We start from the raw sequence: 14,279 nt of genomic DNA, 5'->3' as shown, positions 1-14,279 counted from the left end.
GTTATAATTTAATGATAATTAGGTACGCACAAATTAAAGATATCCCTGCAATAACAGAAATATATAATTATGAGGTTATACACTCAACCTCAACATTTGATATAACAATTAAATCATGCGACTATTTTATAAAATTTCTCGATAAACACAATGATCACTATCCTGTATTTGTTATTGAAGAGGATAGTATTATTGTTGGCTGGGGTAGCTTATCAATGTATTCTGAAAAAGAAGCATATAAATGTACTGTTGAAAATTCCATTTATATTCATAATTGCTATAGATCAAAAGGTTATGGTAAAAAAATGCTCGATCATTTAATCAATACTTCAAAAAATCTAGGTTATAGTAATATAATTGCAAAAATTTCAGCAGAAAATCAAAATAGTATCGCTTTACATAGTAAATTCGGTTTTATTCAAGTTGGTAAATTAATTAATGTAGGATATAAATTTAATAGATGGTTAGATGTAGTTATAATGCAATTAAGTTTATGATTTATAAATTAAGGTTTTAACCTTTATTTTTACATTTGTTACTAGCCATTTTACTTCTGTAATGTTCAAAATATAAATTGTAAAAGAATAAATTAAAAAGCTAATTATTATATATAGTCCTAATAACAATGATTTTATAATAAAATTGTAATTGCTATTAATTGGTAAATATTCTTTAATAAGATAAATTACTATACACATTATTGAAGCTGAAAAAATTGATTTTAATAGAACAATTATATTGTTTTTTATATTTAAATTCCCTATTTTTTTTCGTAAACTTCTTAATAACAAAAATACCGAAATATATGATACAATACTTGTTCCTAAGGCTAGTCCTTTATGCTGTAAAAACCTTACTAGAATTATATTTAAAAATATATTAATAAATACAGCAAAGATACCGTTCTTCATTGGTGTTAGTGTATCTTGAATAGAGTAAAATGTTCTACTTAAAATGTCTCTTATTGAATAACCTAAATAACCAATTGAAAAAAATGTTAATGCACCTGCAGTTAAAATTGTAGATTTTTGATTAAATGCACCACGTTGATAAACTACCTCAACAATTTCTTTGTTTAATAAAAACATACCGAATGAAATTGGAATCATTAAAATTATTAAAATATTTATTGACATTGTTAAATATTTCCTAAATTGATCATGTTGTTTACCAGCAAAAAATCTAGATAAATATGGATACATTATTGTAACTATTGATGAGCTAAAAATTCCATAAACAAGCCCATTTAGTCTATCAGCATAATCCAAAGCAGATATACTACCTTCTTGTAAATGTGAGGCTAAGTATTTATCTACAAATGAATTTAAAGACATTACAGAAGAACCAATAAAAACTGGAACAATTAGTTTAAACATTTTTTTTATGTATTGATCATTAAGGAAATCAATTTTTATTTTTGGTTTGTAACCATTTTTTAATATAAATATTAGTTGGAAGATAACCATTGATAGATAACCTAATACATACCCCACTGCTACACCATAAATATCATATTTATTTGCCAAAAAGGTTGACGAAATTATTATTGCATTAAATGGTAAACTTGTTAAAGCTGGTATTATAAATTTTTCATTAGATTGTAAATAGCCTTGAAAAATATAATTAATTCCTAAAAAAATTATATAAACAAATGTTATTTTTAATAAATTTGCAGTTAATACTTTTTTCTCTAAATCAAAACCAGCAACAGTTATATTCACTATTTGATTAGAAAAGATAATACCAAAAATTGAAATAATAGATGCAACGAAAAAAATAAGTGAAATAGAATTATTTACAAATTTTTTACTTCTTTCTTTACCTTCTCTTACACTTATTTCATTATATAAAGGTATAAAAGTGGTAGAAAAGGAAGCCATAATGCTTGCAAATAAAACTCCAGGAACAAGTTGGGATGCAAGCAAAGCATCTTTTTTGTAAGATGTTCCAAAGAAGCTTCCCAATACCACTTCTCTTAAGAAACCAAATACTTTTGCAAACATTGTAACAATAATTAATAAAAAGGCAGTTTTAGTAATTTTTTTTGTCTTATTTTCCAAGTAGATTTCAACCTTTCTATATATATTTCTCTAACTGTTTTTCTTTTAATATTTCAACAATTTTTTTTACGTCTTGAGCTCTATTTTTAGGGCACACAAGAACTGCATCCTCAGTTTCAGCAATTATAATACCATTTAAATCAATTGATGCTATTAACCTGTTATTACCATATATTATACAATCCCTTGTGTTTATTCCAACATGCAATGCTTTCACTATATTACCATCGTCATCAGGTGGAAAAATTGATCCTAATGAATCCCATGAACCAACATCATTCCAGCCAAAATCTCCAGGGACAACAATTACATTATCTGAACGTTCCATAATACCATAATCTATAGATATATCCTGTAATGTTGGATATACTTTATTAATCTCATCAATTTCTTTATTAGTATTAAGAAAATCATAAACAGAATAAAGTTTATTATAAAGCCTTGGTAAGAATCTATTAAAGCAATCTATTATAGTTGAAACCTTCCAAATAAACATGCCACTGTTCCACAAATAATTTCCACTTTTTAAATATTCTTTTGCTTTATCAAAAGTAGGCTTTTCAACAAACTCAATAACTTCGTACCATTTATTAGCATCTTCGCTTTTTGCATATTTTATATATCCATAACCAGTTGATGGAAATGTAGGTTGAATTCCAATTGTAACTAAACTATTTGAATTTACTGCTATGTCAATACAATTTTCAACAATATTAGAAAATTCATTATTGTCTTTTATATAATGATCAGATGGAAAAACACACATAATTCCATCATTATATTTCTTTTTAATTTTTAATGCAGCATATAAAATACATGCAGCTGTATTTTTACCAACTGGTTCATAGATGATATTTTCTCTATTTATTTCATAATCTAATACTTTTTCAATCATTTCCTTTTGATTTATATTAGTAACAATGTAAATCTTATCTTTGCTAATATTCTTTGATATTCTATCAATTGTTTCATTTATTAAAACATCATTACCAGAAAGATTTAAAAATTGTTTAGGAGAAGAACTTCTGGATAACGGCCAAAAGCGTGTTCCACCACCACCAGCCATTATTACAGCAAATCTTTCCATTTTTATCCCCTCCAATTTATTTTACTCAACATTTATATTATACTATTTTTTTACTTTTTTCAAACAATATAGATGAAAATATAAAAATGCTGAACAAATAACTTGCCCAGCATTATTTTTTTCGTGTTTCTAATTCATCAAAAATATCATCCCAAGACATATCAAAAAAGCTTAGAAGAACGCTTAAATGATATATTAAATCTGCTATTTCATAACGTATTTCACTTTTTGATTGATTTTTTGCAGCAATTATAGTCTCAGCAGATTCTTCACCGACTTTTTTAAGAATCTTATCAAGCCCTTTATCAAATAGATAATTAGTGTATGATCCTTCTATTTTATTTCTTTTCCTATTATCTATGATACCACTGATATAATATAAAATGCTTGGTTTATAATCTTCTTTTATTTTTTCTGATTTTGTAATTTCATTATGAAAACAGCTAAATTCACCAGTATGGCATGCTACACCATTTTGCTCAACAAGAGCAAGAATACTATCATTATCACAATCAGCAGTTAATGAAATAACTTTCTGAATATTACCTGATGTCTCACCTTTTTTCCATATTGCTTTTCTTGATCTACTATAATAATGCATAAAACCTGTTTCTAACGTTTTTTCAATACTTTCTTTATTCATATATGCTTGCATAACAACATCTTTTGTTTTAACATCCTGAATAATCACAGGAATTAACCCATCTGCATTAAATTTCAGATTATCAGTCAAATTCATTATAATCTCACCTCAATATTATTTTCTGAAAGATATCTTTTTAGATCTGAAATCTTTATCTCACCAAAATGGAACAATGATGCTGCCAAAACAGCCTCTGCTCCAGCATCTATTGCTTCTTTAAAGTGTTCCAGTTTGCCAGCACCTCCAGAAGCAATAACTGGTACTGATACTTCATTTGATATGATTTTGGTTATTTCTAAATCATACCCGGTTTTTGTACCATCTTTATCCATTGAAGTAAGCAATATTTCACCTGCACCTCTTTTGACTACTTCTTTTGCCCATTTTACAGCATCTAAACCTGTATCGATTCTTCCTCCATTAATGTAAACATGATAATTATCATTGTGTTTTTTTACATCAATAGCAACAACAATACATTGACTGCCAAAAATACTTGATGATTCATTAATTAAATCAGGATTTCTAATTGCGGCTGAATTTATTGATACTTTATCAGCCCCTGCCTTTAATATCAAACGAATATCCTCTACAGTTCTTATTCCACCACCTACAGTAAATGGAATAAAGACATTTTCAGCAACTTTTTCAACAAGATTTATGATAATATTTCTATTTTCATGTGAAGCAGTAATATCAAGAAAAACTAATTCATCTGCTCCAAGTTTGTCGTATTTTTTCGCACTTTCGACAGGATCACCAGCATCAATTAAATTAATAAAATTAATTCCTTTTACAACTCTACCATTATTGATATCTAAACAAGGAATTATTCTTTTCGCAACCATTTGAAGATCTCCTTTAAATTTTTAGTGCTTCTTTCAAATCTATTTTATTTTCGTATAAAGCCATGCCAATAATAACACCATCTACTTCAATTTCTTTTAATATTTTTAAATCATTTATTGTCGAAATTCCACCAGAAGCAATAAGCTCTCCGTTAAATAATTTTCTTAATTTCTTAAAAACTTCTATATTAGGTCCTTGAAGCATTCCGTCTTTATTTATATCTGTCACAATAAGCCTTTTTAATCCTATTTCATTAATATATTGAATTGCATAGTCAAGCTCTATTTTTGAATCTTCAAGCCAACCTGAAATTTTTACTTGGTTATCAAGAAAGTCAATACCAGCAGTTACCTTTTCCATGCCAAAGTTGTTTATTATATCTATAACTAATTTTTTATTTTTGAACAATAAAGAACCAATAATAATATTGTTAATCCCATTATTTAAATACTCAGATGCAGTTTCAAGGCTTCTAATACCGCCACCACATTCAACATAAAGATTTGTAAATTTCTTTATTTGTTTTATAATTTCAATATTAACTGGCTTTCCTTCTTTTGCACCATCCAAATCAACAATATGTATATATTTTGAGCCAGATTGCTCAAATATCTTTGCCTGCTGAATTGGATCTTCATTAAATATTTTGCTTTGGCTAAAGTCACCTTTTTTCAGCCTTACACATTTTTTATTCATTAAATCAATAGCTGGTAATATTTTCATTATAAGCCTCCAAATCTATCTAATATTTCTAATCCAACATCACCACTTTTTTCTGGATGAAACTGTGTTGCATAAATGTTTTCATATTCAATTGAAGAATCAAAACCAAGCCCATGGTATGATGTAGAAGAAACAATATCCTTGTTAGAATTATTTACATAATATGAATGTACGAAATAAAAGTAATTACCACTTAATCCTTTTAGTAATCTAGATCTTTCGTTTACCAATATTTTATTCCAACCCATATGAGGAACTTTAAATTTATTATTTTCTTTAAATTTTATTACAGACCCTTTTAATAAGTTTAATCCTTTTTCATTTCCTTCTTCAGAAAACTCATAAAGAAGTTGATAACCAAGACATATACCTAAAAATGGAGTTTTGTCTATGATTTTTTGTTTAATAACATGGTATAAATCAAGATTTTTAATATTTTCAATTGCTTTTTGAAAAGCACCTACACCTGGTAAAACTATTTTTTCAGCAAGCAATATTTCTTCCTTTTCATAGCATACATTTACTTCATAGCCTAAATATTTAAAAGCCTTTTCAACACTTCTTAAATTCCCCATACCATAATCTATAATTGTTATTCTTTTCTTCATCATAAAACCCCTTTCGATGAGGGTATATCATTGCTTGTTACTCTTGTTGCAATGTTTAATACCTTAGCAAATGCTTTAAAAATAGCTTCACAAACATGATGATCATTATACCCATACAATTTTGTAATATGTAGTGTTACACCTGATGTATTTACAAATGCTTTAAAAAATTCTATTATCATTTGTGTATTTAATGTTCCTATTGATGATTGAATAAATTTAACATCAAAATTCAAATATGGTCTACCACAAATATCAATAGATTCAAGTATCAATGCATCATCCATTGGTAGAATAAAATACCCATATCTATTTATACCTTTTTTATCACCTATTGCTTTAATTAATGATTGTCCAAGAACAATACCTACATCTTCAATTGTATGATGGTCATCTACAAATAAGTCTCCTTTTGCTTCAATATCAATATCAAACTTCCCATGTACAGATATTTGTTGAAGCATATGATCAAAAAAACCTATTCCAGTTGATATTTTATTATTTCCACTACCATCATAGTTAATTCTTAATAATATTTCGGTTTCCTTTGTAATCCTCTTAATTTCAACCTTTCTTTCCAATTTTATCACTTCCATTTCAACAATCTATCAATTATTATATCATTTTCTATACTATCAGATATTGTAATCCTTAATAACTTTGTATTATTTAATTTGAATAATTTGGTCTTAATTTTATTTTGAAGAAGATAGTCATATAATAAATGAGCATTTTCATTTATTATTGCAATAAAGTTAGATTTAGAATCCAAAATATTATATTTTTCAGATAGCTTTGTAATATATTTTTGTCTTTCATTTTTAATTATCTCAATATTATTCTTAAGTAAATCAAAGTTTTCAAGTATTTCTATTGCAATATTATGTGTTAAAGTATTAACATTATATGGTGGTTTGACTTTATTAAGAAATTCAATTATATTTTTATTTGCTATAGCATAACCACATCTAATACCTGCAAATCCAATCTTAGAAAAGGTTTTTAAAAGTAATGTATTTTTATATTTCAAACACAGCCCAAGATAATTATTTTCAAAGTAGTCTGAATAAGCACCATCAATTACAATTAAAATATCGCGAAGTTTATTTATCAAATAACTTAATTCATCCTCATTAAATGCAATACCTGTCGGATTATTTGGTGTGTCAATAAATAATACCTTTATGGAGTTATTATTATTTACGGTATCAATTATTTCATCTATAGGTAACTTCCAATTATCCTCCCAATTAATACCTTTCCAATTAGCTTCTTGAAGTAATGATGATATCTTATACATAACAAAAGATGGATTTAATGATAAAACAGTATCATTTTTTGTAGAAGTAGATTGAACAATTATTTGGATTAGCTGGTCAGAGCCATTTCCAACTACAAAATTATCATAACTTAAATTATAGAACTGACTTAACTTATTTATTAGTGTTTGTGAGTTAATTTCTGGATATAATCTGATGTTATTCAAATTAGCCACTATAACATTTTCAATCTTCTTTGCTAATTCTTCAGGTAAATCAAGCAAGTTTTCATTAGCATCAACTTTTATATAATAATCTTCATAATCAACTTCGTAATTTTTAAACTGTTTCAAGAATTCTTTGAACATTTCTTATAACCTCACTTTTAACGATTGTGCATGGAAGTTTAACCCTTCATTTTTCGCAATGTTAATAGCATATAATGCATCTTTTTCAAATTGCTCTTTAGAATATTCTATTATACTCATTCTTTTAATAAAGTTATAAACGCCTAATGGTGAAAAGAATCTTGCTGTTCCACCAGTAGGTAACACATGATTAGGACCAGCAATGTAATCACCAATTGGTTCTGGTGAATATTCACCTAAAAATATTGAACCAGCATTTTTGATAAATCTCAAAATATTATGATTTTCATTTGTAACAATTTCTAAGTGTTCTGGTGAAATTCTATTAGAAATATCTGTAGCTGTTTTCAAATTATTTACAATAATTATTATTGCATTTTCATCAATTGATTTTTTTGCTATACTATTACTATTTTTTGATAGTAACTCAAAAACATTATCGTATACTTTATGTGCTAACTTTTCAGAAGTTGTAATTAAAATACTACTTGCATTTATATCATGTTCAGCCTGAGATAGTAGATCATGTGCAATATAATTGGGATTTGCTGTTTCATCTGCAATTATTAATATTTCACTTGGACCAGCAATCATATCAATATCGACTACGCCGTATAATAGTTTTTTAGCAGTAGCCACCCAAATATTACCTGGCCCAACTATTTTATCTACTTTAGGAATTGTTTCAGTTCCAAAAGAAAGTGCTGCAATTGCTTGGGCTCCTCCTATTTTATATATATTTTCAATATTACAGAATTTAGCAGCTGCTAATATATATTTATTAATCTTTTTATCCTTTCCAGGAGGACTAACCATATATATATTACTTACACATGCAACTGTTGCAGGAACAGCATTCATGAGAACTGTTGATGGGTATGCGGCATTCCCTCCTGGGACATATATTCCAACATTTTCTAATGGCCTTATAATCTGTCCTAACATACTATTGCTTCTATAATAAAACCAAGATTCTTCTTTTTGCTTAGAGTGAAACTCATAAATATTCTTATAGGCATTTTCAAGACTAAATAAAAAATCTTTTTCAACAGAATTATAAGCCTCATCTATCTCTTTTTTGGGAACTATTAAATCGTCATAAGTAAAATTGTTGCAATCAAATTTATTTGTTAGTTCAACTAATGCTTTATCTTTTTCTTTCTTAACATAATCTATTATTGTCTTTACATCTTGCTCATATTTTTGATTAATAAATTCTTTATCTTTTATAAAATTTTCTAATGAGAAATTATTATAGTATACTATTTTCATTATTAATCATCCTTTCAATAGAATCAATATATTTATTTATTTGGTTCTTTTTGTCCATTTTTAAACTTGCTCTATTAACAATAAGCCTTGCTGTAATATCATATAATTTTTCATAAACTTCAAGGTTATTCTCTTTCAAAGTTTTACCGCTTTCAACAATATCTACAATAATATCTGCTAATCCAAGAATTGGTGCTAATTCAACTGAACCATTCAATTTTATTATTTCAACATCTTCATTTAATACTTGATTGAAATATTGATTAGTTATATTAACGAATTTTGTAGCTACCTTTTTATGCTTTATTGACATAATATCATTTTTTTTCCCTTTCGGGCCTGCAATTGAAATATTACACTTTCCAATTTTTAAATCAACCAATTCAAAAACATTTTTATTGGTTTCCATAAGCACATCTTTACCAGATATACCAATATCGGCTATTCCATGTTCTACATATGTAGGAACATCAAATGGTTTAACTAATATAAATTTTATTCTATTATCTTTATCATTAATTATAAGTTTTCGTGAATTAACATCTATTTTTTTACTAATAATATTACTTAATCTTAACAGATCTATAGTTTGTTCAGCTAACCTTCCTTTTGGAAGGGCAATAGTTATCATTTATTTTCCCCCAATTCAATACTTTTTTTTATACCATTTTCAAAATATAATAACCTCTTAACATTCATATAACCTGATGACTTTATCGCTTCTTCAATTGTTATAGGTGTATTAAATAAAAATGTATTAGATTTATTTTTTTTAAATTCCAGAAAAGCTTCTGCAAAAGAATTATTATCATATGCAATTGCTTTATAATATTTTTCAATGATATTTTTCTTTTTATTTTTAAGCATTACTTCCAAAATTCTATCTACGCCTATTGCAAATCCTACAGCATAATATTTTTTGCCAAAAGTAGAACATAAATTGTCATATCTACCACCACTTAATACAGGATATCCTAACTCATTTAAATACCCAGAAAAGATAATACCAGTATAATAGTTTAAGTGTTTTAATAATCCAAAATCAATTGATATATATTCTTTATAACCCAATTTCTCCAAATTCAAATAAATCTCTTCTAATTTTTCTATGCTCTCTTTGCATATCGGACTTTTTGAAAATTTTCTTGCTTCTTTAAATATGTTATCTTGTGCATACAATCTTGTTAATTTACTAAATCGTTCAATTATATTTTGTTTCAAACCAAGCTTCATAAGAAAATTCTCTATACCTATGTAATCTTTTCTGTCAATTAATCTACAAAGAGTTTCAGAATTAGTTTCATCTATTTCCATTTCATTTGCTAATCCTTTAAAAAAGGTTACATCGCCAATATCAATTTTAAATTTACTAATACCTAAAGACTTTAGAGATTCAATTGCAATTGCTATTACTTGTATATCTGAGTAGATATTATACTTATTATCAAATCTTTCAATGCCAGCTTGAATATATTCATTTAACTCACCTGCATTATCAACAAGAAATTGGTATGCTTTACCAAGATAAAATACACTTATTGAATCTTCATCTTTCATCAAGTTTGATACTATATTTGAAACTTGTAAAGTATATTCTGTTCTAAGAGAATAAATTTTTCCATTTGGATGAATAAATTTAAATGATTTATCTTGTTCAAATATTTGTTGTTTATTTAATTCTAAAAATGATGAAGGCTCAATATATTTATAGTTTAAGCTTTTGTAAAGTTTCATAAGTTTTGTTTGAATATTAAATAATACTTCGCTATCATTTGGATAATAATCCTTAAATAATTTTTTTTCCATATTAACCCCTTCTATTCTTCATTATGATGAAGTGATGAATAATTATATTGATATAATTATATATTAAAATAATAATAATTTCAATCATATAAATTAAATGTTTTTAACATATATTATTTTTATTTTATTGTATAATTTTTAATTAAAAAAAGAGGTTAACACAATTGGTTAACCTCTTAAACATATATTATAATTCATGCTTTAGTTTTCCTGTTATTTTATATAATACCCATTCAGCTATATTTGTAGAATGATCAGCTATCCTTTCTAAATATTTGATTACTAATAAAAAATTTATGCATTGTGGAATGGATGAAGTATCTTTAGACATAATTTCTTGAAGCTCAATTAGTAATTTATCATACATATCGTCCACAAGGTCATCCATATTTATCACTTTATTTGATAATTCTAAATCTGATCTTACATATGAATCCAGAGCCATTTTAAGCATTTCTTTAGTTATATCAGCCATTTTAGGAATATCAACTAACGGTTTAATATATTCGAATTTAGAGAGTTTTATAGTAATTTCTGATATATCTGAAGCATGGTCGGCAATTCTTTCTATATCGGTTGCTATCCTCATAGCTGCAATAATTAATCTTAAATCTTTTGCAAGCGGTTGTTGTGTCGCAATAACAATAGCACATTTTTTTTCTATTTCTTCGGTAAGGTTATCAATTTCGGTGTCATTTTCAATTATTTTTTGAGCAAGTTCAATATCCTTTTTTTTAAGTGCTAATATTGCTTTATCTATTGCTTGTTCTGTCATTGTACCCATTTTTAATAAATCAAGATGAATTTCTTTAAGTTCATGTTCAAATGTTGGTCTTACCAATTATATCACCTCTTAATTTTTATCCAAATCTACCAGTTATATAATCCTCTGTTCTTTTATCTTTCGGTGTGTTAAATATCTTTAATGTTTTGTCAAATTCTATAAGTTCACCATTCAAAAAGAATCCTGTATAATCAGAAACTCTAGCTGCTTGCTGCATATTATGTGTAACTATTACTATTGTATATGAATTTTTTAATTCTTCAAGAAGTTCCTCAATTTTTAATGTTGATATTGGATCTAATGCTGATGTTGGCTCGTCAAGTAAAATGACCTCAGGTTCAACTGCTAATACTCTTGCAATGCACAATCTCTGCTGCTGCCCACCAGATAAAGAAAATGCACTCTTATTCAGTCTATCTTTTACTTCATCCCAAAGAAATGCTTTTTTTAAACTTTTTTCTACAATTGAATCTAATACATCTTTTTTCTTTATTCCATGTATTTTAGGACCAAAAGCAATATTTTCATAAATACTCATAGGAAAAGGATTAGGCTTTTGGAACACCATGCCTACCCTTTTTCTGAGATCAATTACATCAATATTATTGTAGATATTCATATTATCTATTAATACTTCTCCTTCAATTTTTACTCCTTCAATTAAATCATTCATTCTGTTTAACGTTCTAAGGAATGTTGATTTACCACAGCCTGATGGTCCAATTAAAGCAGTTACACATTTTTCATTTATATCAACATTAATATTCTTAAGAGCATGACTTTCCTTATAAAATAAATTCAATTTATTGGTCATTATCTTAATCAACTTTTAATCTCCCCTAAATTATTACTTGATTATATGATAATTTAATATTATTAAAATTAATTTTAGAAAATGTTAAATCTATGTTAAAATATATTTTGATATGAAAATAATTCCCTAAAATAATACTACTTAATCTAATTTTAAACAAATTTTTTTGTTAACTTTTTATTTTTTAATCTATATTTAATAATTCAATCATCTCATGTTGATTTTTTATTTTCTTATAGGTTATAATCAAGTTGTTTGTCAAATCTTTAAAAAAAGGAGATGGCTATTTATGGTTTGGAGTGTTATACCAAAAGAGAATCAATTCTTTAGTCTATTAAATGAATCAATTGACAATGCAAACAAAACTTCAAAAGTTTTATACGATTTTTTATTAAACCTTGACAAGAAGGAAAAGTATATTGCACTTCTTGAAGAAGCCGAAAATAAAGGGGATGATATTACTCATCAAATTATTGAGCTTTTAAACAAAACATTTATTACACCTCTTGATAGAGAAGATCTTTTTGCTATTGCCAAGGAAATTGACAATATTGTCGATGCCCTTGAAACAGTTGGCCACAGATTTGAAATTTATAATGTAAATGAAGTAAAACCTGAAGCAAAGATAATGTGTGAAATGATTATAAATTCTACTAATGAGTTAAAGTACGTAATTGATGGTTTAAAAAATCAAAAAAATCTTAGTTTAGTGAAAGAAAAGATTATAGAAGTTAATAGAATTGAAGATGAAGGCGATATTATTTATCGTAATGCTATAAAGAAATTATTCTCAGAAAATAGTGACAAACCAATTGATGTTATGATATGGAAAGAAATATTCGGCTTTCTTGAAGATACATTAGATGCATGTGAAGATGTTGCAAATGTTATCGAAGGAGTTGTTACAAAAAATGCATAGCCTTTCTTTTACCTTAATAATGATTATAGTTTTAGCATTAACATTTGACTTCATTAATGGTTTTCATGACACTGCTAATGCAATTGCAACATCAGTTTCAACAAGAGTATTAACACCACGATCAGCAATTCTTATGTCAGCTTTCTTTAACTTTGTTGGTGCTTTAATAAGTACAGAGGTTGCAAAAACAATTGGACACGGTATAGTTGATCCAAAGTTTGTTACAGAAACTCTTGTATTAGCTGCAATTATTGCTGCTATTATATGGGATTTAATAACTTGGTGGTGGGGTATTCCTTCATCATCTTCTCATGCAATAATTGGCGGGCTTATTGGTGCAGCAATTGTTTCTGCAAGAACACTTTCAGATATTAATTGGATGGGCTTTATTAAAAAAATAGTCATGCCTTTGATTATATCACCAGTTTTAGGTTTTATTTGTGGCTACATATTTATGATGATACTTTATTTTATTTTTGCAAAAGTTCATCCTCAAGTTGTTAATAAATATTTTTCAAAACTACAAATATTATCTGCAATGTGGATGGCTTATAATCATGGTTCAAATGATGCTCAAAAATCAATGGGTATAATTACAATGGCACTAGTTGGTGCTGGAGTATTAAATCAATTTACAGTTCCTTTGTGGGTAAAAATTGCATGTGCAATTGCAATGGCATTAGGAACCTCTTTAGGAGGTTGGAGAATAATTAAAACAATGGGTGTAAAGATAATAAAATTAGCACCGATAAACGGTTTCGCAGCTGAGACAGCTGCAGCCTTAACAATAAATTTAGCAACACATATTGGTGCCCCTGTAAGTACTACTCATGTTATTTCTTCATCTATTATGGGTGTAGGAGCATGTAAAAAGTTTTCAGCAGTAAGATGGGGAGTAGCTAAAAATATAGTTATAGCATGGTTATTAACAATACCAATGTGTGCAATTATTGGTGGTATAATTGTTTATATCATTAATTTACTTTAAAAAAATTGAGGGTGTATCAAATAATAGTTGAACACCCTCTCTTTTTTTTACATATTGTAGGTAATAAGCTTTTATCCTATATTACTATTAAAAAACAAT

General features: G+C 26.9%; 16 protein-coding genes. 3 read left to right on the top strand and 13 right to left on the bottom strand.

Annotation, left to right across the window (positions count from 1 at the left end; all coding sequences use genetic code 11):
• Positions 1-11 precede the first annotated feature (11 nt).
• Positions 12-497, top strand: coding sequence for an N-acetyltransferase family protein (locus ACAG39_01350; GenBank protein MEZ0535874.1), 486 nt, complete (start codon positions 12-14; stop codon positions 495-497).
• Here the strand turns inward: ACAG39_01350 and murJ are convergent.
• The 13 genes from murJ to pstB all read right to left on the bottom strand — a co-directional run bounded on the left by murJ (position 492) and on the right by pstB (position 12,273).
• A complete protein-coding gene (gene murJ / locus ACAG39_01345; GenBank protein ID MEZ0535873.1) occupies positions 492-2,060 on the bottom strand; it encodes a murein biosynthesis integral membrane protein MurJ in 1,569 nt (522 codons plus the stop codon). The genes ACAG39_01350 and murJ overlap by 6 nt on opposite strands.
• A gap of 16 nt (positions 2,061-2,076) precedes the next feature.
• On the bottom strand, positions 2,077-3,147 hold the full coding sequence (locus ACAG39_01340) for a mannose-1-phosphate guanylyltransferase (GenBank protein ID MEZ0535872.1): 1,071 nt from the start codon (positions 3,145-3,147) through the stop codon (positions 2,077-2,079).
• A gap of 112 nt (positions 3,148-3,259) precedes the next feature.
• The gene (gene hisIE, locus ACAG39_01335; GenBank protein MEZ0535871.1) at positions 3,260-3,886 is read right to left on the bottom strand and encodes a bifunctional phosphoribosyl-AMP cyclohydrolase/phosphoribosyl-ATP diphosphatase HisIE; all 627 of its coding nucleotides are present in this window, start codon (positions 3,884-3,886) and stop codon (positions 3,260-3,262) included.
• A complete protein-coding gene (hisF, locus tag ACAG39_01330) occupies positions 3,886-4,638 on the bottom strand; it encodes an imidazole glycerol phosphate synthase subunit HisF (GenBank protein MEZ0535870.1) in 753 nt (250 codons plus the stop codon). The genes hisIE and hisF overlap by 1 nt, the downstream gene beginning before the upstream one ends.
• A 13-nt stretch (positions 4,639-4,651) precedes the next feature.
• Complete coding sequence (gene hisA / locus ACAG39_01325; protein MEZ0535869.1) at positions 4,652-5,362, bottom strand: 1-(5-phosphoribosyl)-5-[(5-phosphoribosylamino)methylideneamino]imidazole-4-carboxamide isomerase; 711 nt, start codon at positions 5,360-5,362, stop codon at positions 4,652-4,654.
• Positions 5,362-5,970 carry an imidazole glycerol phosphate synthase subunit HisH gene (gene hisH, locus ACAG39_01320; protein ID MEZ0535868.1) on the bottom strand — a complete coding sequence of 203 codons (609 nt, stop codon included), beginning with the start codon at positions 5,968-5,970 and terminating at the stop codon, positions 5,362-5,364. The genes hisA and hisH overlap by 1 nt, the downstream gene beginning before the upstream one ends.
• Positions 5,970-6,551 carry an imidazoleglycerol-phosphate dehydratase HisB gene (hisB, locus tag ACAG39_01315; protein ID MEZ0535867.1) on the bottom strand — a complete coding sequence of 194 codons (582 nt, stop codon included), beginning with the start codon at positions 6,549-6,551 and terminating at the stop codon, positions 5,970-5,972. The genes hisH and hisB overlap by 1 nt, the downstream gene beginning before the upstream one ends.
• A gap of 5 nt (positions 6,552-6,556) precedes the next feature.
• On the bottom strand, positions 6,557-7,597 hold the full coding sequence (locus tag ACAG39_01310; protein MEZ0535866.1) for a histidinol-phosphate transaminase: 1,041 nt from the start codon (positions 7,595-7,597) through the stop codon (positions 6,557-6,559).
• A gap of 3 nt (positions 7,598-7,600) precedes the next feature.
• A complete protein-coding gene (gene hisD / locus ACAG39_01305; protein MEZ0535865.1) occupies positions 7,601-8,869 on the bottom strand; it encodes a histidinol dehydrogenase in 1,269 nt (422 codons plus the stop codon).
• Entirely contained in the window at positions 8,850-9,500 is a 651-nt protein-coding gene (gene hisG / locus ACAG39_01300; GenBank protein MEZ0535864.1) for an ATP phosphoribosyltransferase, read from the bottom strand. Before hisG ends, hisD begins: the two co-directional genes overlap by 20 nt.
• Positions 9,497-10,675 carry an ATP phosphoribosyltransferase regulatory subunit gene (locus ACAG39_01295; protein ID MEZ0535863.1) on the bottom strand — a complete coding sequence of 393 codons (1,179 nt, stop codon included), beginning with the start codon at positions 10,673-10,675 and terminating at the stop codon, positions 9,497-9,499. Before ACAG39_01295 ends, hisG begins: the two co-directional genes overlap by 4 nt.
• 187 nt (positions 10,676-10,862) lie before the next feature.
• Positions 10,863-11,516: a phosphate signaling complex protein PhoU gene (gene phoU / locus ACAG39_01290; protein ID MEZ0535862.1), complete on the bottom strand. Its 654-nt coding sequence runs from the start codon at positions 11,514-11,516 to the stop codon at positions 10,863-10,865.
• A gap of 19 nt (positions 11,517-11,535) precedes the next feature.
• Positions 11,536-12,273, bottom strand: coding sequence for a phosphate ABC transporter ATP-binding protein PstB (gene pstB / locus ACAG39_01285; GenBank protein MEZ0535861.1), 738 nt, complete (start codon positions 12,271-12,273; stop codon positions 11,536-11,538).
• A 289-nt stretch (positions 12,274-12,562) separates the two neighbouring features.
• Here pstB and ACAG39_01280 point away from each other — a divergent pair, with 289 nt between their 5' ends.
• Both ACAG39_01280 and ACAG39_01275 read left to right on the top strand, forming a co-directional pair.
• Positions 12,563-13,192 carry a DUF47 domain-containing protein gene (locus tag ACAG39_01280; GenBank protein ID MEZ0535860.1) on the top strand — a complete coding sequence of 210 codons (630 nt, stop codon included), beginning with the start codon at positions 12,563-12,565 and terminating at the stop codon, positions 13,190-13,192.
• The gene (locus ACAG39_01275; protein MEZ0535859.1) at positions 13,185-14,180 is read left to right on the top strand and encodes an anion permease; all 996 of its coding nucleotides are present in this window, start codon (positions 13,185-13,187) and stop codon (positions 14,178-14,180) included. The genes ACAG39_01280 and ACAG39_01275 overlap by 8 nt, the downstream gene beginning before the upstream one ends.
• Positions 14,181-14,279: the final 99 nt, after the last annotated feature.

Source organism: Caldicellulosiruptoraceae bacterium PP1, from assembly GCA_041320695.1.
Classification (GTDB): domain Bacteria; phylum Bacillota; class Thermoanaerobacteria; order Caldicellulosiruptorales; family Caldicellulosiruptoraceae; genus JBGGOQ01.
Note: the sequence above shows the minus strand (reverse complement) of the source record. Positions and strands in the feature narration are given on the sequence as shown.

Excerpts from the sequence above, each read along its gene's own strand:
- hisA (MEZ0535869.1), bottom strand. The coding sequence starts at position 5,362 with ATGAAAATATTACCAGCTATTGATTTAATGAATAAAAAATGTGTAAGG.
- hisD (MEZ0535865.1), bottom strand. The coding sequence starts at position 8,869 with ATGAAAATAGTATACTATAATAATTTCTCATTAGAAAATTTTATAAAA.
- pstB (MEZ0535861.1), bottom strand. The coding sequence starts at position 12,273 with ATGACCAATAAATTGAATTTATTTTATAAGGAAAGTCATGCTCTTAAG.
- hisF (MEZ0535870.1), bottom strand. The coding sequence starts at position 4,638 with ATGGTTGCGAAAAGAATAATTCCTTGTTTAGATATCAATAATGGTAGA.
- ACAG39_01275 (MEZ0535859.1), top strand. The coding sequence starts at position 13,185 with ATGCATAGCCTTTCTTTTACCTTAATAATGATTATAGTTTTAGCATTA.
- hisG (MEZ0535864.1), bottom strand. The coding sequence starts at position 9,500 with ATGATAACTATTGCCCTTCCAAAAGGAAGGTTAGCTGAACAAACTATA.
- ACAG39_01280 (MEZ0535860.1), top strand. The coding sequence starts at position 12,563 with ATGGTTTGGAGTGTTATACCAAAAGAGAATCAATTCTTTAGTCTATTA.
- ACAG39_01295 (MEZ0535863.1), bottom strand. The coding sequence starts at position 10,675 with ATGGAAAAAAAATTATTTAAGGATTATTATCCAAATGATAGCGAAGTA.
- hisIE (MEZ0535871.1), bottom strand. The coding sequence starts at position 3,886 with ATGAATTTGACTGATAATCTGAAATTTAATGCAGATGGGTTAATTCCT.
- ACAG39_01340 (MEZ0535872.1), bottom strand. The coding sequence starts at position 3,147 with ATGGAAAGATTTGCTGTAATAATGGCTGGTGGTGGTGGAACACGCTTT.
- ACAG39_01310 (MEZ0535866.1), bottom strand. The coding sequence starts at position 7,597 with ATGTTCAAAGAATTCTTGAAACAGTTTAAAAATTACGAAGTTGATTAT.
- hisH (MEZ0535868.1), bottom strand. The coding sequence starts at position 5,970 with ATGAAGAAAAGAATAACAATTATAGATTATGGTATGGGGAATTTAAGA.
- ACAG39_01350 (MEZ0535874.1), top strand. The coding sequence starts at position 12 with ATGATAATTAGGTACGCACAAATTAAAGATATCCCTGCAATAACAGAA.